Source organism: Sorangiineae bacterium MSr11954, assembly GCA_037157815.1.
Classification (GTDB): domain Bacteria; phylum Myxococcota_A; class Polyangia; order Polyangiales; family Polyangiaceae; genus Pendulispora; species Pendulispora albinea.
Genome location: CP089984.1, coordinates 6,715,541 through 6,737,043 on the forward strand (window position 1 = coordinate 6,715,541; position 21,503 = coordinate 6,737,043).

At 66.3% G+C, this 21,503-nt stretch carries 19 protein-coding genes; 6 read left to right on the forward strand and 13 right to left on the reverse strand.

Annotation, left to right across the window (positions count from 1 at the left end; translation table 11 throughout):
- Nucleotides 1-12: 12 nt before the first annotated feature.
- The 9 genes from LZC94_25880 to LZC94_25920 form a co-directional block, all read right to left on the reverse strand.
- Nucleotides 13-1,293 (reverse strand): hypothetical protein, encoded by a 1,281-nt coding sequence (locus LZC94_25880; GenBank protein WXB11289.1) that lies wholly within the window; start codon nt 1,291-1,293, stop codon nt 13-15.
- 91 nt (nt 1,294-1,384) lie between these two features.
- Nucleotides 1,385-5,125: an isoleucine--tRNA ligase gene (gene ileS, locus LZC94_25885; protein ID WXB11290.1), complete on the reverse strand. Its 3,741-nt coding sequence runs from the start codon at nt 5,123-5,125 to the stop codon at nt 1,385-1,387.
- A gap of 62 nt (nt 5,126-5,187) precedes the next feature.
- Nucleotides 5,188-5,586 (reverse strand): hypothetical protein, encoded by a 399-nt coding sequence (locus LZC94_25890; GenBank protein WXB11291.1) that lies wholly within the window; start codon nt 5,584-5,586, stop codon nt 5,188-5,190.
- Between the two features lie 62 nt (nt 5,587-5,648).
- A complete protein-coding gene (locus tag LZC94_25895) occupies nt 5,649-6,692 on the reverse strand; it encodes a hypothetical protein (GenBank protein ID WXB11292.1) in 1,044 nt (347 codons plus the stop codon).
- Nucleotide 6,693: 1 nt separating this feature from the next.
- Nucleotides 6,694-8,634, reverse strand: a complete 1,941-nt coding sequence (locus LZC94_25900; protein WXB11293.1) for a protein kinase — start codon at nt 8,632-8,634, stop codon at nt 6,694-6,696.
- A gap of 255 nt (nt 8,635-8,889) precedes the next feature.
- The gene (locus tag LZC94_25905) at nt 8,890-9,126 is read right to left on the reverse strand and encodes an acyl carrier protein (GenBank protein WXB11294.1); all 237 of its coding nucleotides are present in this window, start codon (nt 9,124-9,126) and stop codon (nt 8,890-8,892) included.
- A gap of 6 nt (nt 9,127-9,132) precedes the next feature.
- Nucleotides 9,133-9,963 (reverse strand): acyl-ACP desaturase, encoded by an 831-nt coding sequence (locus tag LZC94_25910; protein WXB11295.1) that lies wholly within the window; start codon nt 9,961-9,963, stop codon nt 9,133-9,135.
- Between the two features lie 280 nt (nt 9,964-10,243).
- The gene (locus LZC94_25915; protein ID WXB11296.1) at nt 10,244-10,495 is read right to left on the reverse strand and encodes an acyl carrier protein; all 252 of its coding nucleotides are present in this window, start codon (nt 10,493-10,495) and stop codon (nt 10,244-10,246) included.
- A gap of 178 nt (nt 10,496-10,673) precedes the next feature.
- Nucleotides 10,674-12,416 carry a fatty acyl-AMP ligase gene (locus LZC94_25920; protein WXB11297.1) on the reverse strand — a complete coding sequence of 581 codons (1,743 nt, stop codon included), beginning with the start codon at nt 12,414-12,416 and terminating at the stop codon, nt 10,674-10,676.
- A 284-nt stretch (nt 12,417-12,700) separates the two neighbouring features.
- Between LZC94_25920 and LZC94_25925 the strand changes: the two genes are divergently transcribed.
- From LZC94_25925 to LZC94_25940, 4 genes are all read left to right on the forward strand, one after another.
- On the forward strand, nt 12,701-13,951 hold the full coding sequence (locus LZC94_25925) for a beta-ketoacyl-[acyl-carrier-protein] synthase family protein (GenBank protein WXB11298.1): 1,251 nt from the start codon (nt 12,701-12,703) through the stop codon (nt 13,949-13,951).
- 28 nt (nt 13,952-13,979) lie between these two features.
- Nucleotides 13,980-15,149 carry a hypothetical protein gene (locus LZC94_25930; GenBank protein ID WXB11299.1) on the forward strand — a complete coding sequence of 390 codons (1,170 nt, stop codon included), beginning with the start codon at nt 13,980-13,982 and terminating at the stop codon, nt 15,147-15,149.
- Nucleotides 15,150-15,263: 114 nt separating this feature from the next.
- The gene (locus tag LZC94_25935) at nt 15,264-16,463 is read left to right on the forward strand and encodes a pyridoxal phosphate-dependent aminotransferase family protein (GenBank protein ID WXB11300.1); all 1,200 of its coding nucleotides are present in this window, start codon (nt 15,264-15,266) and stop codon (nt 16,461-16,463) included.
- 57 nt (nt 16,464-16,520) lie between these two features.
- Complete coding sequence (locus LZC94_25940; GenBank protein ID WXB11301.1) at nt 16,521-17,117, forward strand: Uma2 family endonuclease; 597 nt, start codon at nt 16,521-16,523, stop codon at nt 17,115-17,117.
- Between the two features lie 3 nt (nt 17,118-17,120).
- On the opposite strand, the gene LZC94_25945 is transcribed toward LZC94_25940, so the two are convergent.
- A complete protein-coding gene (locus tag LZC94_25945) occupies nt 17,121-17,936 on the reverse strand; it encodes a hypothetical protein (protein ID WXB11302.1) in 816 nt (271 codons plus the stop codon).
- A gap of 22 nt (nt 17,937-17,958) precedes the next feature.
- A complete protein-coding gene (locus LZC94_25950) occupies nt 17,959-18,852 on the reverse strand; it encodes a hypothetical protein (GenBank protein ID WXB11303.1) in 894 nt (297 codons plus the stop codon).
- A 56-nt stretch (nt 18,853-18,908) separates the two neighbouring features.
- Between LZC94_25950 and LZC94_25955 the strand changes: the two genes are divergently transcribed.
- Both LZC94_25955 and LZC94_25960 read left to right on the forward strand, forming a co-directional pair.
- Nucleotides 18,909-19,592 (forward strand): LysE family translocator, encoded by a 684-nt coding sequence (locus LZC94_25955; protein WXB11304.1) that lies wholly within the window; start codon nt 18,909-18,911, stop codon nt 19,590-19,592.
- Nucleotides 19,589-20,071, forward strand: a complete 483-nt coding sequence (locus tag LZC94_25960) for a UPF0262 family protein (protein WXB11305.1) — start codon at nt 19,589-19,591, stop codon at nt 20,069-20,071. Before LZC94_25955 ends, LZC94_25960 begins: the two co-directional genes overlap by 4 nt.
- Before the next feature lie 12 nt (nt 20,072-20,083).
- Here LZC94_25960 and LZC94_25965 read toward each other — a convergent pair whose 3' ends face one another.
- Nucleotides 20,084-20,401, reverse strand: coding sequence for a DUF4870 domain-containing protein (locus LZC94_25965; GenBank protein WXB11306.1), 318 nt, complete (start codon nt 20,399-20,401; stop codon nt 20,084-20,086).
- A 74-nt stretch (nt 20,402-20,475) separates the two neighbouring features.
- Nucleotides 20,476-21,483, reverse strand: a complete 1,008-nt coding sequence (locus tag LZC94_25970) for an NAD(P)-dependent alcohol dehydrogenase (protein WXB11307.1) — start codon at nt 21,481-21,483, stop codon at nt 20,476-20,478.
- Nucleotides 21,484-21,503 lie beyond the last annotated feature (20 nt).

Below are 21,503 nucleotides of genomic sequence, written 5' to 3' on the forward strand. Positions count from 1 at the left end.
AGCCCGCGCGAGCTACTCGAGCCACCCCCACTGAATCCATCGCATCGCGGTTTCGTGAACCAGCATGGGTGCTTGGTCGCCGGCGAGACCATCGGTACTTGGGCTCGCCACTGCACGGGCGCGGCTGATGGCCGCGGCGCGGGTCAGCGCGCCCCATGCCACGTTCCCAATCGACTTCGACGCGATCAACTCCTCCGCGAGTGGAACGGCGACGTCCTGCATGCCCAAGTCCCACAGCGCCGCCGTGGAGACCCCGCGCAGCTCCTCACGCCGCGCCCCCGAGCCATCGCCATGGGCCGCGTCGACCAGCGCTTGACGCAAATCGTCTCGCCCGTGATCGCGCGCCAGGTAGAGCGCTGCACGGATGCCCACCTCATCGGACAAGGGGAGCGCTTTGACGCAGGCCTCCAACATGGGCCGGCACAGGGTGGCCTTGGCGCGCGCCAGCCGAAAGAGGAACGTGGTATCGCGATCGGCGCTGGGTCGATCCGAGAGGCGCGCAATGAGCTCCACCGTCGGCCGCGTCTCCGGCACCGCGGCGCCGGGCTGGATCGCATCGGTGAGCGCCCAGAGCACCAGCGACCATGCTGCGCGCGCGCTGCTGGGGCCCACCTTGGACTTCTCGCGCGCTTCCTCCGCGGGGCCTTCGTCGCCCGCCTTGGCCGCGACCTCCGCCATGACCAGCCACCGCCCCAAATGCCGCTCCGCACCGCGGAGCACCTTGAGCGCCGGCGCGATGCCATGCGGCACGGGCTTGGCGCGCGCGAGCGGCACCAGCATTTCCGTGCAGAGCGCAATCCGGTGGCTCTCCTTGATCATCGGCGCGAGCGAACCGAGGTGCGTCCCATTCGACTCGCCCCGCACCACCCGCGCGATCTCGGCGCCGAACGCCAGGTGCGACTGGCGGCTCGCCGCCAGCTTGGCCAGCACCGGCGCGAGCGAAGGATCGGCGCAAAAACACGCGGCGCTGAGCGCGGCGCTGGAACCGGCCTCCTCGCCCCCGAGCGCCGTGCGCAAGAGCGTGGCGATGCGCTTGTCCCCCGCGTCCGCGAGCGAGCGAATCGAGGCCGTGTACAGCTCGCGCTTGAACGAGCTGCGGCGCACCATCACACCGAGGGCCTCGGCGAGCGCGTTGCGCACGCTCGCACTGTACGGGGCCACCGCGCGAAGTGCGCCAGCCAGCTTGCCTTCGTTCGGGGGACGTCGCTTGAGGGCGGCTTCGACCTCGGTCTCGAGCCTCACGCGCGTTGCCTTGTCGATCACTTCGGCTCGCGCAAGTTGCGGCTTTCGCACGAACGTCACCTCGGCAACTTGCTCTCTCCCCTTCCCCACCCTTGCACGATATCAGAGAGATCCTGAAGTCCGCTCCAGGATCCCTCCGGGGCTAGCCGATTTTCTCGATGGCGATTCCGACCGTTTCGCCGTCGATATCGACCTCGTCTTCCTTACGTCCCGTTCCATCGGAACGGCGCGTGCCGGCGGCGCCGCCCTTATCGACCACGATCTCGGTCGCCAACACTTCTTTCGCGAGGCTCGCGCCATAGTGCGAGGCGATTCGTTCGAGTCGCTCTCCACCCGACAGCCACAGCTTGATGCGGTCGGTGTATTCGAGCCCCTGGTCTTTGCGCGCGGCCTGCACGCGGCTCTGAACCTCGCGCAAAAAGCCGAGATCGCGCAGCTCGTCATCCAGCGTCGTCTCGAGTACGACCACCCCCACGCGATCGCCGGCGGCGGAAAATCCCTCGTGGGTGGTAAACGCGACCTCGAGATCGTCGGGCAAAAGCGAGACCCCTGCCACCACGACCGTCCCATTCGCGGCGAGCTCCCCATGGATGCGCGCCGCCTCCTCCGCCGAGATCTCCGCGAGCACCTTCTTGAGCGACTGCGCCTCTTTGCCAAGACCGCGCTGTCCGAGCGTGCGGAAGTTCGGTTTCAGCTTGTAGGTCACGTATTGTCGCACCTGCGCGTCCTCGACGAACTCGACCTCGAGCACGTTGAGCTCCTCGCGGATCATCGCCTCGTAGCGCGCCAGGCGCTTTCGCATGCCCTTGTCGCTCACGATCACATGGGCGCTGCGGAGCGGCTGGCGCACCTTCAGCTTGGCCTGCGTGCGAACCTGCAGACCGAGGCTCACCAGATCGCGCACGGCGTACATGGCCGAGCGCAGCTCGTCGTCGAAGGTGGCGGGCGGCTCGGGGTACGAGGTCAGGTGCACGCTCGGCGGCACCGAGTCTTCCTTGCCGGCCACGCGCGCGGGGCGCACCACCAGGTTCTGGTACATATCCTCCGTCACGAAGGGCACGAAGGGCGCGAACAAGCCGGTGAGGGTGACCAGCGACTCGTAGAGCGTCGCGTAGGCGGCCGATTTGTCGGCGTCCCACCCGGTCTTCCAGAATCGGTCGCGGCTCCTTCGCACGTACCAATTGGAGAGCGCGTCGACCAGCTCCACCAGGTACTTCGTGGCCTCGAAGAGCTGGTAGGCATCGAGCTTGTCGCGCACGTTCTTGGTGGTGTAGCCGACCAGATCGAGCATCCATCGATCGAGCTCGCTCCGCTCGGAGAGCGCCGGCCGAGGCGCGTCGGGATCGAAGCCGTCGATGGACGCGTAGATGGTGAAGAAGGAGTAGACGTTGCGCAGCTTGATGAGCGTCTCCTTCTGCAAGGTGCGCACGTTGGTGAGCGAGTGGCGCGTGGCGCTCCAAGGTGGGTTGGACGCGTAGAAGAACCAGCGAAACGCATCGGCACCCGGGGCCGACGAGGAAGGATCTTCGATGACGATCCGCTCGCCCGCCGGAAGCCACGGCACCTCCACCGGCTTCACGTCGGTCTTGGCGGTGAACGTGGCGCCCAGCGCCTTGACGTCGTCGGGGTGCAGAACGACCACGCGCCGGCGCAGCTTCTTCGCCGGCTCGATTTTGAGCTCGAGGCGCTCGCCGCTTCCATCGAGGCGGTACGCGAGCACGGTGGAGCCGGCCTTCAAGTCGAGCCCCTCCAGATCCTCGCGCGCGATGTACGCCGTTCCCTTGGTCGGTGTGACGCCGTAGGCATGGCCATCGCCACCATCGAGCACGGCGAACTCCATGCGGACGCAATCGAGGATGACCTCGGGCGGCGTGTAGTTCCCGACGGACTTGCTCTCCTTCTTGCCTTCCTTGTCGGAGATGTGTCCGAGCACGACGCACGTCTTGTACGGGAGCGGGTACTCGCGCGGGGTGAGGCCGTAGCGCTTCTGGCACTCCTCGTCGAAGACCAAGGTCGCGATCATGAGCAAGGTGTAGAACCAGCCGCGCGTCTGATCGATCGCCTCGGAGATGAAGTCCGCCGGGAAGCTCTTGGCGAATTTGTCCTGCCCCGTGTGCGGAAAGCCCCACTGCGCAAACGGCATGGCGCCGGAGTCGAACCAGCAGTCGATGACGTCGCCCACCCGCCGGTACGTCCCCTCCTCGCCCGGGTTCTGCCAGGTGACCTGGTCGATCCACGGCTTGTGCACGATGAGGTGCGGGCTCAAGCTCGGATCCTTCTTCTTGGCCTCGTGGAAGGCGTCGAAGGCGCGCGGGTTCTTGGCGAGGATGGCGTCCACCGAATCGGGCGCCTCCATCTTCCCCGTCTTGTCGTTGATCCAGATGTTGAGCGGCGTTCCCCAATAGCGCTCGCGCGACAGGGCCCAATCGACGTTGTTGGCGAGGAAGTCGCCGAAGCGCCCCTCTTTGATGTGCTCGGGCAGCCACTCGACGGTGCGGTTGTTCCGGATCGCGTTCTGGATCTTCTCGGTGGTGCGGATGTACCAAGCGGGCCGCGCGTACTGGATCAACGGATCGGAGGAGGCGCGCCAGCAGAAAGGATATTGGTGGCGATAGAGCTCGGTGTGCGCGAGCAATCCGCGCTCGCGGAGCTCCTCTTGGATCTCCTTGTCGCAGTCTTTGACCCATCGCCCCGCGTAGCGCGTGAGCTCGGGCACGAAGGTGCCATCGGGTTTGACCGCGCAGAGAAGAGGGAGCGCGTCGGCCTGCTCGCGCGGGAGCGACTCCAGCACCTTGCGGTGGGTCTGAAAGTCGTCCTCGCCGAACGCGGGCGCCGTGTGCACGATGCCGCTGCCGGTATCGAGGGTCACGTAGTCGGCGCCTTTGACGGTCCAGTACGGGGTGCGGGTGCCGAGCTCGCGCGAATAGAGGTCGAACGGCGGCGTGTAGCGCGCGCCGATCAGGTCCGCGCCGGCGAACTCGCGCTCGACCACCAGCTCCGTCTTCAGCTTTTTGCCGATGGCCTCGACCAAATCCTTGGCGATGACGTAGCGGGGCGAGCCCGCCTCTTCGCCATGGCGCACCACCACGTAGCGGTGCTTGGGGTGCACGACCGCGTACGCGTTCGAAGGGAGGGTCCACGGGGTGGTCGTCCACACCAGGAGCGAGGCGTCTTTCGGGACGAGCGGCGCGCCGTTCGGTGCGCTCGGATCGGGCACGTCGGCCGTCAGCGGGAAGCGAACGAGCACGCTGGGATCGTCCACCTCGCGGTAGCCGAGGCCGACCTCACCGGAGGAGAGGGCCGTGCCGCCCTGGGCCCACCACCAGAGGACCTTGTGCCCTTGGTAGAGGAGCCCCTTCTTGAACAGCTCCGTGAGCGCCCACCAGACGCTCTCCACGTAGCTGCGGTGGTACGTGACATAGGCGTCCTCGAGATCGACCCAGAAGCCGACCCGCTCGGTCATGCGCGCCCACTCGTCGGTGTAGCGAAACACCGAGTCGACGCACTTCTTCACGAACGGCTCCACCCCGTACTCTTCGATGGCCGCCTTGCCGTGAATGCGGAGCTCCTTCTCGACCTCGACCTCCACGGGGAGCCCGTGCGTATCCCACCCCGCCTTGCGCGCCACGTAGTAGCCGCGCATGGTCTTGTAGCGGGGGAAAATGTCCTTCATCACGCGCGTGAGGACGTGGCCGTTGTGGGGCAATCCATTGGCGGTGGGCGGGCCCTCGTAGAACACGAACGTGGGCCGATTGGCGCTCTCCTCGAGCGATCGCTCGAAAATACGCTTCTCTTTCCACAGCGCGAGGATCTCCCGCTCCTCCTTGGGAAAATTAAGCTCCTGGGGGACCTTCTCGAACTTCGGACGCGGACGCTCGGACATGGGGCGCGCACTTTAGCGCATTTTTGCCCTGTCGAACCGTTGGCTGCGCTCGGGCGGCGCGATCAGGAGTCTCGGCCGTCGACCGCGTCGCGGCAGCGGAGCGGGTCTTCGCAGCCAGCGTCAGCCGTGCATCGGTTGCAGGTGGAGCGGCAGTCGCGTTTGTCGTTCTCCTCCGTGGTGTTGCACGCCCCTTTGCACTCCGGGGGCGCGAGGATGCCGCATTTTCCTCGGCAATCGTCGCCTTTCATGATGGCCGCGCGGCCGCATTCGATGGCGGTGCTCAAGCACTTGTTCGCGGGGGTCGCGCAGGTCGGCAGGTTGGAGTCCGCCGAGCCATCCAGCCGCGGCCCCGGGCCTGGGCCTGCGTCCTCCGCCCCGCGATCGAGGCTCGCGTCGTGGGCGCCATCGTCCCCAATGGGGTCGAAGGCGTGAAAATCGTACGCGCAAGCCGCGGCGGCCAAAGCGCTCCCACCGAGCGCAGCGCCCCACCACGAGGCGCGGCGCGACCGTCTCCGGCGACGCTTCATAGCGCCCCGCGAACAGCGATGCCGTTGCCGGTGGTGATCACGGAGAGCGCCGCTCTCGAGCTGCTCGAGCTGCTTCGCTTGCTCTCGCCCACCACGAAGAGGGTCACCCCGGCCGCGATGCCCACCACGCCCACCACCAGCCCCACATTGGCGATGGTCTGCATGGTGGTGCCGTGCGAAATGTCGCTGCTCACGTCCTCGCGGCAGCGCGTGCCGTTGCAGCGCATATCCAGGTCGTCGAAGGTCGATTTGGCTTGGAGGCCGGCCACGGTGAAGGTCGCCATGCCGGCGAGGCCGACGCCGCCCGCGATGAGCGACAGCGTGCGAAACGTGCGATCGTCGCCGCCCGCCGCGCGCGCGGGCGCCTTGGGTGACGGCGGCGGCGGCACGTCGATCTGCACGGTTTCCCGGGCGCCGCGCGCAACCTTGATCGTACGACGCGAGATATCGGCCCCATCGCGTTCCACCACGACCTCCACGGTGCCCGGCAAAACGGGCCACGCCTCGGCGTTGGTATCGCCCGCGCCGCCCGCCGCCCCGCGCGAGAGCGGCGCGCGCACCCGGTGCCCCGCGATGCGCAGCTGCGTGGCGGCGTCGGCGCCGTTCAGGCGAACGGTGACGAAGCCCAGCTCCGACTGAACGCCGTCGCGCTCCGCGGCGGCTTCGTCGGCCGTGAGCTTGTAGCGCCCGTCGGTGGCGGCTGCCTCGCGCGCCTCGATGGCCGCGCGCCCGAACTCGACATAGGCGCCGAGCGGATCGCCCGTCTCGTGCAAACAACGCCCGACATACAGGCGCGTGTTGGGGCTGTTGACGACCCCCAAGGACGCGCGAAACGCCTCCAGCGCCTCGCGAAACGCCTTTTGATCGAAGCGCTCCTTCCCCCGCAAAAAGAGCGACTGCGCTTGCTCGCGCTCCAGCGGAGAAGCCGCCGCCGGAGCCACCCCGTCCGCATACGCCGAACTCATCCCCCCCGCGAGAGACACCAAGGTTGCCGCCACCGCAAGGAGCCTGCGGAGGCGAAGAAAGCCAGAGCGCATCATTTCAGATCCCCTGCGGGTTGAACTTCTGCCGCGCCTCCGGGTTGGACGGGTTGGATGACGAAGCAGACGACGTGGAATCCCCCGGCTCGGGGCCCGGCGCAGGCGTCGCCGGCGCGGGTGACGCGGCGGCGTTCTCCGACAGACGCGACCCACCATGCCCCGGGCGCGTCCGGCGCGACGAGGCCCTCGGCGCCTCGCGCGGCACCTCCAGAACCGCCGCCTCGGTCCGCGGCGCATCGAGCACCTCGAACTGCGTGGTCGACGTCTCCGAGGCCGCGAACGGCGCGTCCGCCCCCGACGGCGCTGCGGGCTGCGGCGCCGACGGCTCGGCCACCGCGGCGACCTTGGGCGGCTCGGGCTTGGGCGGCTCGGCCTGCGCCACCTCCAACCGCGGCGCGGCGGCCGCCGGGCGCGCCAAGTTCTTCTGACCGCGCCCGAGGCCGTACCCAAAGATCACGGCCAGCACCACGATCAACGCCATGCCGCCCCAGAACAGCGGGCGACGGCCGCGCCGATCCTCGAACAGCGGCTCGGTGGTGCGCGTCGGCTGCGGCGCTGGAAAGACCGACAACGACGAGAAGCGCGAGAGCTCGCCCTCCGCCGGCGCATCGCCATGGGCGCCGTGGTCGAGGGCACGGTCGTGGAGAGCACCGTGGTGCACCTCGGCGCCCCGCAGCTCGTCCTCGGCGGCCGCCTCGCGGAGCGCGTCGCGCTCATCGGTGGGCTCGCCGCCGCGGTAGAGGAGCTCGCGCGCGCGCACATCGACGAGGAAGGTGTCGCCCTCGGGATCGATGGGCGCGAGCGCCGCCAAGTTGTCGTCTTGATCCGAGGCGGCGAGCCGCAAAGGCGACGCGTACTCGTCCTCGTCGACCATGGTCGATAGCTTGATGCGCGCCACCCGCGGCGGCGGCGGAAGGTGCACCTCGGGGATGGACGCGATGGACGTGCGCGAACGCTTGGGCGCGATGGTCGCGCGCGACGAGTGCATCGGGAGCGGCGCCGTGAACCCGAGCTCCGCCCGCCGCTCGCGAATGCGATCGCCGGCCGCCCTCTCGACGAACTCCGCCACCTCGTCGACGCTCGCCCGCGCGCGCACCCCGGGGCCCGCCGCCTCGAACACCGCGCGCATGGCCCGCGCCATTTGCTCGGCGTCGGCGTAGCGTTTGTCGGAGCGCGCGAGGGCGCGCTCGACGATGGGGATGAACGCCTTTGCCCACGCGAGCGACTCCAGCGGGATGCCGCGCGGGGGGCCCTTCTCGAACTCCATGAGCAAGAGCGACGGGGCGTTGGTCTGCACCGCCAATCGCTTTCCCGCCAGCACCTCCCAGAGCATCACCCCTGCGCCAAAGACATCGACGCTGGGCTCCGGCTGCCGCGAGGGATCGAGCAACTCCGGGGCGATGTAGCCCAGGGTCGGACTCGCTGGGCTGACCTGCTCCGGAAACAGATTGCACACGCGCGCCAGCCGCGCGCGCCCGTCGGAGCACAGGATGACGTTGCGCGGGGTGACCCCGCCGTGCACCAAGGTGGCCCCGCGGCCGCGCGCAAACTCGTGCAGCGACGCGAGACCTTCCACGGCGTCGGACACGATGGCCAGCTTGAGGGCAAAGGAACACTCGGCGAACGCTTTGCCGCCGGGCATCAGTGAATCGTAGCTCTCGCCGTCGACGAACGAGCTGACGACCAGCACGTCTTTGCCACTGACGACCACGTCCCGCACCGTGGACAGGTTCGGGTGGTAGAGCTCCGTGAGCACTTGGGCGCGGTGCGCAGCCTCCTCGAGGGTGGCCTCGTCCTCCGCGTCCGCCGTGATATCGGTGGCATACCGCTCGATCGCCACCAATTCGTACGCCCCGTCGCCCCCTTCACAACGCGCCGCATACGTCGGCGCCTCGCGATCTTGGAACTCCCGGAGCAGTGTGTACTTACCGACCGACGTCACTCGCACGATTCTACATGGCCGCTAGATCCGGATCGAGACGATCGGATCGAAAGTGCGCGCACGATTCTTCTGCTCCGAGGCCCACGGAGCGCAGCGTAGTGAGCCGAGTAAATCCCAGGGGCGGTTTGGGGGGCGAAGCCCACCATCGTGAGGCCGTCGCACAGCAACTAAAGCGACAAATTGGCGGCCATTTGGCGCGCATTCGCAGAACGGAGCGAGCTCGTTGCCGCTCCCGTCCTGCTCTTGCCTGCAGCTCTATCCGGCAATCTTACTCGATACGAGCTCGTACGACTTGGTGAGCGTCGTAATCTGTTGAAGTTCGGTGTCGTCTACCTTGATCTTGTACTGACGTTCGATGGCAGCGACGATTTCCACGCCCATCATCGAGTCGATGCCCAGCTCTTTGAAGTCCGCGTCGTCCGGAATGTCGTCGACCTCGGAGATTTCCGAAATGAGGGACCTCAGCTCTTCTTTCAGATTTTCGTTCGCCATCGCTCTTTATTCGGCCGCCGACACGCACTGAATGCGCTCGCGTTCCGCCCATGCTGCTTCCTGCAGCTCTTGTCTCGTGACACCGAGATATTTCAAAACCGGGAAAAACACTTTTTGGAAGAAGACCGCGCGGTCCACTTTCCCTTCTTCCCGCATCACCGCCACGCGATCGTCGTAATTGGGAACGATTCCGACCCCGGGCATCTCGAAATTTTTGGCCACGTGCGAAATATCCACCAAGGTTCCGTGGCGGTCTTCATCGAGAAGAACGCGGACCACATCCTCGTAGAACCGGCAGTGGGCAATCTCGTCACGCGCGTTCAAACGGAAGATGGCAGCCAGGCACTCGTCGCCGGCGGCCTTCGCGCGCTGCTCCTGTTTCACGTAGATGACGAAGGTCGACATCTCTTGGAAGCAGCCGTAGATGGTCATCTGCCGCGCGGTGTGGAACGGGAGCTTCCACGACACTTCCATCAGCTTGTTCTGGAGCTCGAACATCTGCTGCGGCGTCCGCCGCCCCGAGCGCATCAGATACTCCATGAGCGCGAGCGAGTGCTTCGACTCCTCGTACGCCCAGTTGGCGCTGAACCAGGCTTGACCAAAATAGGGACGAACCACGTTCAGCCCCTGCGCGACGTAATCGGGCAAAAAGCTCTCGACGGCACAGAAGGTCTCGGCGACCGTAATGAGTGATTCCGGCGTGTCCTGCCCGATGCGATCGTAAGGCACGTCGCGGAGCGGGTTCCACCTTCGCTCCTGCTCGGCCTTGTCGAAGAACTCCTTGTACATCCTGTAAAGGCGTTCTTGTCGCTCGTGGTGCTTGGTCGGATCTTTCACGTCGCTACCGTCTCCCTGCCTTGTGCTGCTGCCAGCTCCGCACCTCTCCACCCTGCGACGCTCTTTCGAGCTACCGCGCTTCGAGAAGCCCCCCTAGGTAACCCTCGATGGCGCAATCGTTCATGCCGAAGATTCAGTTCAGCCCTGCTTTGCGTTCGTCGTTGACCTTCGGGACCGGACATACGCCAACCCATCGGTCGTGCCACTCTACCTAGACTCGGTCGATTCAGTGGGAGCCGCAGAAGCCGCGGAAGCCGCCGAAGCCGCGTCCGTGGCATCTTCAAACGCCTTGCCGCTTTCGTTCCACCAGCTCGAGGAGGTCTTTGACCGTCTGAATTCCTGCGAGCGATTCATCGGGGAGCGTGATCTTGAGCTGCCGCTCCATGGACCCAACGATCTCGAGCATTCCCAGCGAGTCGATCCCGAGCTCGCTGATGACCGTCGATTCCGAAATGTTGGAGAACTCCTTTTCCACGATCTCCGTCGCGGTCTTCGAGAAAATCTGGAGGAGCTCTGCCCGACTTGACGACATGTCCGTTTTCCTTCTCTTGACCCCCTCGCACACGCGGAATGGCGCTGCGCTCGGTGGGGGATGCTTGAACGTTTTATCTGGGTTTTTAGACGAAGGGACAAGCTAATGGCATGCGTACGAAATTTGCCATCGGACCTGCCAAGTGCGTAGCCCCGTATGCGCTGACAGGCCCGCGGAATTATACGTTTTCTTGGGCGTCTTGCGCATCTTGGTCGGATTGGCCCGCCCGCGTGGCTCTCGCGGAAGGCAAGGTCCCGGCTTCGAACATCTGCTTCGTCTTGCGCCGCTGTGGTTTTCCGCTCGACGTGCGCGGCAATGAGCCCTGCGGAACGATTTCGACCTTGTGAACCGAAAGGCCAATTTGGCCGGCCACGGTCGATGTGATCTGCTCGATCAGACCCACCGCGTCGCTCTGGAAGGCTTCGGCGCAGATCACGAGCTGCTCCTCGCCATCGACGTCGACGCTGAACGCGACGACATTGCCGCGGCGGATGCCAGGGAGCTCGCTCACCGCCCACTCGATGTCCTGCGGGTAGTAGTTGCGGCCGCGGATGATGATGATGTCCTTGATGCGGCCGCAGATGTAAACCTGGCCGTCGACGGTGTAGCCGAGATCCCCCGTGTGCAGCCACGTCTCGCCGTCGTACGGCTTCCACGATTGGGCCGTGAGCTCCGGCTCCTGGTAGTACCCGAGCGTGATGCTCGGCCCGCGCGCGATGATCTCCCCCACCTCGCGATCGCCGAGGCGGCGGCCATGCTCGTCGACGATGGCGATTTCATGGTCCGGAAATGCATGGCCGCAGCAGACGAGTTCTTGTCCGCCGTTGCTCGCGGGAGACGCTTTTCCTTCCTGGAGCGCCTTCGGGTCGACTGTATCGGAATGTGCGCCGGTGAGGTGCTCGACGAAGGTGATCGCGAGGGTGGCCTCCGCCATACCGTAGGACGGCAAGAAGGCGCGGGGGTCGAACTTGGCGGGTTTGACCTTCTCCGCGAAGTCGCGGAGGGTCTTCGCCTGAATCGGCTCGGCGCCGCAGCCTGCGATTTTGACGCAAGAAAGATCGAGGCCCGCCACGTCTTTGTCCTTTAGACGTTTGGCGACCAAGGCGTAAGCAAAGTTCGGCGCGTACGTGATGGTGCCCCGGTGCTTGTGGATCGCGTCCAGCCAGAGGCGCGGTGCACGAACGAAGCTTGCCGTCGGCAAAAAGACAACGGGGATGTCCGTGAAGAGCGGAGCAATGACGAAGCCGATGAGCCCCATATCGTGAAACAAAGGCAGCCAGCTCACGCCCTTGTCGACCGACGAGTCCTTGGCCAGACCGTGGATCATGATGGCTTCGCTATTGGCCGCCAGATTCCCATGGGTGACCACCACGCCTTTGGGGCGCGAGGTGCTCCCAGATGTGAACTGGAAGAAACAGTGATCAGTGGGCGAAATTTTCACATGATCGATGGAGCCCGGGGCGGGGCCTTCCAGCTCGCTCACCGAAACGATGCTCCCCAAGGTCTCCACTTTGTCCTTCACGGGCTCCACGAACGGCCGGGTGGTGGCGGTGGTGAGGAGCAGCGAAGCGCCCGACGCGCGCGTAATATGCGCGACCGTATCGTGGTAGCTCTCGACGTTCTTGAACGATAATTGCGGATACATGGGCACGGGCACGACGCCCGCGTAAATCGCGCCGAGAAACGAGAGAACGAACTCATCGCTGTCGGGGATGACCAGCGCTACCCGATCGCCTTTCGCGAGGCCGCGCGCAGCCAGATGCGCACCGCGACGCGTCGCTTCGCGGTGAATTTCCGCGAAGGAGCAGAAACGCTCTTGCCCGTCCGGGCGAACGAACACAAAACCCCGTTGCTCGTCGCCGCTGAGCGAGCGAACGGCCTCCACCAAAGTCGGCGCGACGAAACGCGGTCGATAATCCACTCGAGCTTCAAGTATGGGGTTTTGCATACGACAATCCTGTGCCCCCGATCAGGACGGGCACTTACTCGGAGAGCGAGCCGTATGCAAGCGAGCCGCCGAGCGAAAAAGGCTGCGCACGCGTATCGTTTTACGCGTCATTTTTTCAGGTCCAGAGATTGCTCATGTCGCGGACCGGGAGCTATAAGCTGCGCGTGACGAACCAACCCTTGAACCTACCCCAAGTGGAGCCAGCCAGGTTAAACCCTGGTGGTGGTGTCCCGCGGGTTTTCATCACCGGCGTCGGGGTGGTCAGCTCGATCGGCCTCGGGAAAGACGAGTTCTTTCAATCGCTGGAGATCGGGCGGAGCGGCATTTCGCCCGTCGAATCCTTCGATGCCAGCGGGCTCGGCCGTCAATATGCCGGTGAAGTCAAGCAGTTCCGGGCCAAAGACCATTTGACCCAGGCCGAGCTTCGGCGCACCGGTCGCTGCTCGGCGATGACCCTCGCCGCCGCCCGCATGGCCATCCGCGACGCCAATGTCGGCGAGGACAAGCTCAAAGGCGGTCGCACGGCCGTCGTTCTCGGAACGACGATGGGCGAGGCGAACATCATCGCCGATCTCGATCACCGCTGGATTCACCGGGGCCCGCAGGCCGTCAAGCGCGCGCTGCTCCCCAAGTACGGCTCCACCCTGCTGCCCATTCACGTGGCCCGCGCCATCGGCGCGCAGGGCATGGTGCTCACCTTGCCGGCGGCATGCGCGGCCGGAAATTACGCCATCGGCTTCGGCGCCGATTTGATCCGCGCAGGGAGGGCCGACGTGGTCATCTGCGGCGCGGCGGAGATCGTTCAGGAGCTGCAATACAGCGGCTTCGTGCGCCTCGCGGCCATGGCGCAAGATCGTTGTCAGCCCTTCGATTTGAACCGCCAGGGTCTCATCTTGGGCGAGGGCGCGGGCGTCATCGTCCTCGAGTCCGAGGCCCACGCCGTGCGCCGCGGCGCGCGCGCGCAGGCGGAGGTCGGCGGCTACGGCCTCTCGTGCGACGCCTACCACATCACGCGTCCGCACCCGGAGGCGGCCGGCAGCATCGCGGCCATGCGCGCGGCCATCGCGCGCTCGGGGCTCACGGCCAACGACGTGAACTTCGTCAACGCGCACGGCACGGGCACGCGCGCCAACGACACCGCCGAGGCCAAGGTGATGAACGACGTCTTCGGCGAGCGGCGGGTGCCGATCTCCAGCGTCAAGAGCATGATCGGCCACTGCATGGGCGCGGCGAGCGCGCTCGAGGCCATCGCCTGCGTGTTCACCCTCGAGAGCGGGATCTACCCGCCGACCCTCGGCTACGAGACCCCCGATCCCGAGTGCGACGTGGAGCTGGTCGCCAACGTGGCCCGCCGCGGCCGCGCCGACGTGGTGCTCAACAACTCGCTCGCCTTCGGCGGCTACAACGCGGTCACCTGCTTCGCGCGCCCCGGGGTGCTCCCCGAACCGCCCATGTGCGATCCGCGCGATCCCCGCGAGCAGCAGCCGTCGCTCGCGCACGCCTCGTAGGCCACCCAGGAGAAGCAGGAGTAACACGTTGAAGCCGCGCGCCATCACCGGGCTGGGGGTCGTTTCGGCGGTCGGGGTGGGCACCGAGCCGCTCTTCGGCGCCTTGTCGGAGGCGGCGCCGCTCGCCAACGCCCCGCCCCGGCCCCTCGAGTCGTTCGATGCCGCGGCCTACCCGAACGCGCAGAACACCGTCTACGAAGTCCCGGGCTTCGATCCCACGAAGTACCTGGGCGACAAGGGTCTGCGCACGCTCGACCGGCTGACCAAGCTCTTGGTCGTGGCCGCGCGCCTGGGCATGCACGACAGCGGCTTCAAACGCGACGGGGTGTACGTGCAATCGTCGCCCGAGCGGGTGGGCATCTGCTGCTCCAACGCGTACGGCAGCCTGGAGGCGATCACCGAGCTCGATCGGGTCGCGCAGCTCGAGGACGCCCGCTACATCAACCCCGCCAAGTTCCCCAACACGGTGAGCAACAGCGCCAGCGGCTACGCGAGCATCTGGGAAGACCTTCGCGCGCTCAATGTCTCGGTCTCCGACGGCAACTGCGGCGCGCTCGACGCGGTCGCGTGCGCCGACATCTACTTGGAGACGCGCCGGGCGGACGCTCTGCTGGTGGGCGGCGCCGAGGCCATGAGCGAGGCGCTCTATCTGGCGTTTCGCCGCCTGGGGGCCATCGGCAAGGGCACGCGGCTCGGCGAGGGCGCCGCGCTGGTGATGCTGGAGCCGATGGAGCACGCGCTCGCGCGCAAGGCGACCATTCGCGCGGAGGTCATCGGCTACGGCACGGCCTTCCACGCGCCCGAGGGTGAGGAGCTGATCTTCGCCTCCGCCGAGGCGATGGAGAGCGCCATCCGCACCGCCATCGCGGACGCCGACGTGGAGGCCTCGGCGGTCGACTTGGTCGTGAGCGGCGTGTCGGGCATCAAGCCCCACGACGACGCGGAGATCGCGGCCATTTCGCGGGTCCTCGGCGACGCGCCCATCGCCGCGCCCAAATCGGTGCTGGGCGAGACCTTGGGCGCCGGGGGCGCGATGGGCATGGCCGCCGCGCTCGCCTGTTTCGCGGGCGCGCACCCCTCCCCCATCGTCGCGGGCCGCGCACCGCGCGACGTGCGCGACGTGCGCACCGTGCTGGTCACGTCGATTGGCTATTACGGCAACGCTTCGGCGGTGGTGATGCGCGCGCCACGCGTGTAAGAAACGCGCGACGCACGGGTAAACGATTACGCACGCATTGCCCCCTGGCGAAAGCCGGAGAACCGTGGCAATTACCGGCGTGTGAGCTGGATAGACGATAAAGCACACGCCGAATTGGCCCGCATCCGTGAAGCGCGCGAGAAACAGGTTTATCCGTTTTATCGCGAGTTCGAAGCGGGCGGCATTCGAGCGTCCATCGACGGACGACCTCTCATCAATTTCAGCTCGAACGATTACCTCGGGCTGACGAACCACCCGAGGGTGAAGGAAGCTGCGCGCAAAGCGGTCGACACGTACGCGTGCGGTCTGTCGAGCTCGCGCATCCAAGCCACCACCGTCGAGCACGCGCTCCTGGAGAAGCGCCTCGCCAAGTGGTTCGGCTTCGAGAGCTGCCTGGTGTCCACCACCGGCTACCAAGCGATGGTGGGCGCCATCGTCGCCTTGGCCGACAAGGACACCACGCTCATCCTCGACAGCTTCTCGCACGCGTGCATCCTGGACGGGAGCTTCCTCGCGGCGGGGGTGCCCGGGCGCGGCTGTGAAATCCGGTTCTTCAACCACAACTCCGCCAGGAGCCTCGAGCGCATCCTGAAGACGCGCGAGCGCAAGAACGCGCTGGTCATCGTCGAGGGCATCTATTCGCTCGACGGCGACCGGGCGCACCTCAAAGAGTTCATCGAGATCTGCGACCGCTACGACGCGCCGCTCATCGTCGACGACGCGCACGGCACCGGCACCTTGGGCACGCGCGGCACCGGCATCCTCGAGGAGATGGGGCTCGAGGGCAAGGTGCCCATCGTCGTCTCGACCTTCTCGAAGACCTTCGGCGGCATCGGCGGGGTGCTCCTCGCGAGCGGCGAGGTGGTGGAGCACGTGAAGCACACCGCGCGCGCCTTCCTCTTCAGCGCCGCGCTCCCCGTCCCCATCGTGGCGGCGGCCAGCACCATCCTGGACATGCTGGAGGAAGACGGTCCCGCCTTGGTGACCGAGCTGCATCAAAAAGCCGACTACATGCGCTCCAAGCTGCTCGGCGCGGGGTTCGATCTCGGCGCCAGCAACACGCACATCATGCCGGTCATGTGCCGCGACGAGCGCAAGACGCTGTTCATGCACATCGCCCTCTTCGAGTGCGGCGTGATGATGGTGCCCATCACCTACCCCGGCGTAAAGCTCGGCGAAGAGCGGCTGCGCGTGAACATCACGCGCGGCCACACGCAAGAGGACATGGACACGGCCCTCGAGCTCCTCAAGACCTACGGCGAGGCGTTCTTCGTGCTCTCCGGCGAGGACTTGGGGCCGATGGAACAGGACTGAAGAAGCGGCGCCGGGCCGTTCGGTGCGCGGGTGGGCGGCGTGTGTTAATGTTTTGGCATGAACACCGCGCGGCCGGTCTTCGATCCCACGGCTCCGAACGATCCGGAGGTCGAGGCCGCGTTCGAGGCGGCGCCTCCCGAGGTCGTCGCGGAGCTCCTCGACGGACAGCTTTATACGTCGCCGCGACCCCGTCCGCGGCATGCGCGCACCAAAACGCGACTCGTCTCGCTGCTCGGTAGGTCTTTCGACGCGGGCATCGATGGTCCTGGGGGTTGGGTCATGTTGGTGGAGCCGGAGCTCCACCTTGGCCCCAAACCCGACAAGGTCGTCCCCGATCTCGCGGGCTGGCACCGCGACCGGCTTCCAAGCACCGTCTTCGACGAGGGCGCGCCGGCCGGCATTCGCATTCGCCCGGACTGGGTGTGCGAGATCCTTTCCGACAGCACCGTGCAGCTCGATCGCGGCAAGAAGATGCGCATCTACCGCCGTGAAGGCGTGGGGCATCTCTGGCTTTTGAGCCCGAAGCTAGAGCTCCTCGAAGTTTACCGGCTCGAGCGCGAAACGTGGGTTTTGCTCGACACGTACGAGGCCGAAGTACGCGCGGAGCCGTTCGACTCCATCGACCTTCCGCTCAGCGCCCTCTGGGCCGAGTAGGGCTCAACGCTTTTTGCGCACCACCGCATCCCTGCGCGGCTGGCACTGCACGCAGAACGTGGTGCCTCGGCCGCCGAGGACGATGCGGACGAAGGGGGTGGTGCAGCGCGGACAAGGTTTGCCGGCGTGGCCGTAGACGGAGAAGACGTCGGGCTGGCCGCGCGCCCGCTCGCCCAGCTCTTGCTCCAAAGCGGCGCGTAGCCCTTGGGCCACGGCGCTCACGTCGTCGCGGGTGAGCGCGTCGCCCGGTGAGCGTGGGTCCACCTTGGCGAGCCAGAGCGCCTCGGTGACCAAGATGTTGCCGATGCCCGCCAGGATGGATTGATCCATCAGCACGTCTTTGATGGCTTGGCGGCGCCGGGCGAGCGACGCGAAGAGCGCCGATTCGTCGATGCCATCGACCAGCGGATCGGGGCCGAGCGACGTCCATTCCTCGATGTCTTCGCGCGCGAGCACCAAGCGCCCGAAGCGGCGCGAGTCGATGTAGCGCACACTCGACGTGCGCCCGCGATGGGTCAGGTCGAACCGCGCGCGCTCCCAACGCTGCGTGGGTGCGCCCAGCTCGACGCGGGTCCAGCTTCCGGTCATGCCCAGGTGCGAGAAGAGGCGGCCGTAGGCGCCGTCATCGAGCTCGATGCGCAGCCACTTGCCGCGCCGGCTCACCTTTTTTACGGTGCGGCCCATGAGGCTTCGCTTGAAGCCGGGCGGCGAGCCGCGTGCGATGTAACGGTCCGTCGATTGGGCCGCGGTGATCTCGGCGCCGCGGAGCCATCGTTGGAGATCGCGTCGAGCCATCTCGACGTCGGGAAGTTCCGGCATGCACCAAGAGTAGCGGATTAGCTCACTTGATGATGCGCCCGCGGTAGCGTTCGCGCAAAGGCTCTTTCCAGACGGGGGACGTCTGCGCCTTGGGGGACGTGGGTGCCGCGTTGCTCGATGAGGACGCGTTGCTCGTTTGGCTCGAGCTGCTCGATGAGGACGCGTTGCTCGTTTGGCTCGAGCTGCTCGTTTGGGCCGAATGGCTCGACGGGGACGCGTTGCTCAGTTTGGTCGAGTCGAGCACGTCGTCCGACGGCGCCGTGCTCCCCGCGAGACGGCCGACCACCACCCCTTCCTCGATGGATGGAAAGTCGTCGGGCGTGAGGTATTCGAAGCCTTGCTCCATGGCGGGGTAGCCCGTCCCGCCCATGCGCCTGCACGCCCCCGCGTTGCCCTCGGCCGCGGCGAATGCGCCGGCGCCCGTGGCAATGAGGCTCCCGCCGATGGCGGCCAGCGCAAGCCTCCGGTTCTTCGAGCGCCGCGCTTCCACGCCCACGGGACAGTCGGTGGTGAGCACGGTGTCGTCGGTGCGCCGGTAGAGACGGACGCAGAGCTCTCCGCGCGAACGCAAAAGCTCTTCGGCCTCCTCCCGTGGCATGCCCGACACGTTGTAGACGTTCTTCTCGCAGCGAAGGCAGTATCGGACGCGCCCGTTTCCCTCCATTTCGTCCCACGACGCATCGCACGGGCTGGCGACGCGAACGTTATCGAGGAGGCTCGCCGCCGGCGGCGGGTTGGCGCCGGGCATCGATCCCAAAACGGCAGCTGCCTCCTGAAGCTCCCGTTCGAGCTGCTTCTCGCGTTCATCGAGCTCCGCAAGCTCGCGCTTGCGTTCGCGAATGCCCGCAAGCTCGCGTTCGAGCGATGCGCGGCGTGTCTCCAAGGCCGAGAGGTCGTCGCGGAAAGGCATCTTCATTTAACGTTCGATGTGGCTTCCCCCCTCGCAAGCTGTCCCTCCGAAAAAAATATGCGATGCTGACTACACTAGAGATGGTCGACCCTCACCTTTTCGCGCTTTTCATCCTCACCGGGCTCGCGTTGAACCTGACACCTGGGCCGGACATGCTCTATGTCCTCGCCTCCGGCGTGAAGGGCGGCCGCCCCAACGGCGTCGCGGCCGCAGCGGGGATTGGAGTCGGTGGGCTCGTTCATACCGCGCTCGCGGCGGTGGGGTTGTCGGCGCTGATTGTCTCGTCGGCCAATGCCTTCGCGGTCGTGAAATACCTGGGCGCAGCGTACCTCGTGTTCGTCGGAGGCAAGGCGCTCCTCGCCAGAGGCGGCGGGCGCGCGCTCGAATCGAGTGTGCTCGAGCTGCACGGATCGCGTCCGGCGCCCTCGACCCTCTCGCAGACGTTTGCGCGGGGGGTGATCACCAATGTGCTCAACCCCAAGGTCGCGATCTTCTTTCTCGCCTTCGTTCCTCAGTTCGTCGATGCGTCCCGTGGACATATCGCCGCGCAGTTCGCCATTCTAGGGACCATGTTTTGCATTTCCGGGACCCTGGTGAACGCCATGGTCGGTTGGCTTTCGGGTTCGGCGCGCCACTGGTTCTCCGCGCGCGGTACGCACCGCCGCTGGCAGGGCATTTTGGATCGCGTCACCGGTGCCATCTTCGTCGCGCTCGGGATCCGCCTGGCGCTGGTGGAGCGAAATTGACGACCATTCGCGATATCCGGGTTCCGGAGGACCTCTGGGAGCGCGCCAGCTTTCTGCGGCGGGCCGAGTGGCGGGCCACCATCGAGGACCTTTTGCACGATGCGCGCCTGTCGCCCAAGTACGCGGGCTACTACCTTCTGGTCACCCCGAAGGAAGAGACGACGTCGATCGAGTTCCTCGACGAAGAGGGCGAGGTGCGCGCGTCGGTCGTCGTTTCGCACTCGGTCACGGAGGTGGTGCTCCGCGAATATTTGCAGATCATCAAGAAGATGGACCTGGAGGCCCACGAGACCGGGCGGCTGGAGGCGCTCGACATGGGCAAAAAGGTGGTGCACGACGCCGCCGCCCGCGAGCTCCGGCGCACCCTGCCCGATCTGGCGGAGGACCACGCCACGTACCGCAAGCTCTTTACCTTGCTGGTGGCCCTCCAGGTCGACACCACGAAGCTCGTCCACGCGCGCTCGCACGCCATGCGATGACGTGCGATGCGGCTAAACGCCGCACACCACCTTGCGCGCGAACGAGCCCACCAGCGGGTAGTCGTACTCCACGCCTTCGAGCGTTCGCCACACGGCGATGCCGTGAAAGATCATGAAGATGGGGATGGCAAGGCCGCACGTGGCCAAGCTGAGGAGCGTCCCGAGAAGCGACCACAGCAATGACTGAAGTGCGTGATACTCCACATATTTCGAGTCGTCCTTCTTGACCAAGTAGACAATGAGCGGGGCAAGGAGCCACGCGACGAAGGTGCCACCGTGGGCAAGAAGAACCGCGAGCCTGTCGTTGCCGGCGGCGGGGTGAGGCGTCATCGAGTACGTCATTTCTCGATCTTCGCTCGACCGAACCTGGAAATTTCGCGCGTAGCCCCTGGAGGATCGCCTCCTTAAATGGTGCGGATCACCACCTTGCCGAAGTGCTTGGCGCTCGCGAGGTGCTCGTAGGCCTGCTTGGCCTGGTCGAAGGCGTAGACGCGGTCGATGATGGGCTTGATGCGCGAGGCGGAGAGCGCGCGGTTGAACGTTTCGAACATGTCGACCGAGCCGACATAGATACCGGCGACGCGCAGAGCCTTGCGGAAGATCGCGGACGTGTTGATCTCGCCGCCCATGCCCGTGAGCACGCCGATGAGGCTCACGGTCCCGCCATAGCGAAGCGATGCGACCGATTGATTGAAGGTCCCGGGCCCGCCCACCTCCACGGCGATGTCGACACCGCGGCCTCCGGTCCACGCGAACGCCGACTCGCCCCACGTGGGATCGGCTTTGTAGTCGATGACGTGATCGGCCCCGAGCTGCTTTCCGCGCTCGCGTTTCTCGGCGCTCTGGGACGTGAGCACCACAGTCGCTCCCGCTGCCTTCGCCAACTGGAGCGCGAAGATGGACACGCCACCCGTACCTTGAACGAGCACGGTATCGCCGGGGCGCAAGGAGGCCGACTCGAAGAGCGCGTTGTGCGCCGTGACGCCGGCGCACGGTAGGGTGGCCGCTTCGTCGAACGAGAGGTGCTCCGGGACCGCGAGCCACGCGGACTCGGGGAGCACGACCTCCTCCGCGAGCATACCGTCCTGCCCTCCTCCGAGGGCCGCCGCATGGTGCGCGTCGGAGAGCAGGCCGCTCTGCCACGTGGGAAAGAACGACGCGACCACGCGATCGCCCTTCTTCCACCGGGTCACGGCGCTGCCGACGTCGACGACCTCTCCGGCGCCGTCGGACACCGGGACGATGGGCTTCGCGAGGTTGGTGACGCCGCGCGCGATGATGAGATCGCGGTAGTTGAGCGAGACCGCGTGCACGCGCACGCGCACGTCCGTGGGGCCGAGGGCCGGGGTGGCCCGATCGATGAGGGTGAGACCGTCGATTCCGCTCTTGGGCTGCACTACGTAGGCTTTCATGTTCGTCTCCTTGCGCCGAC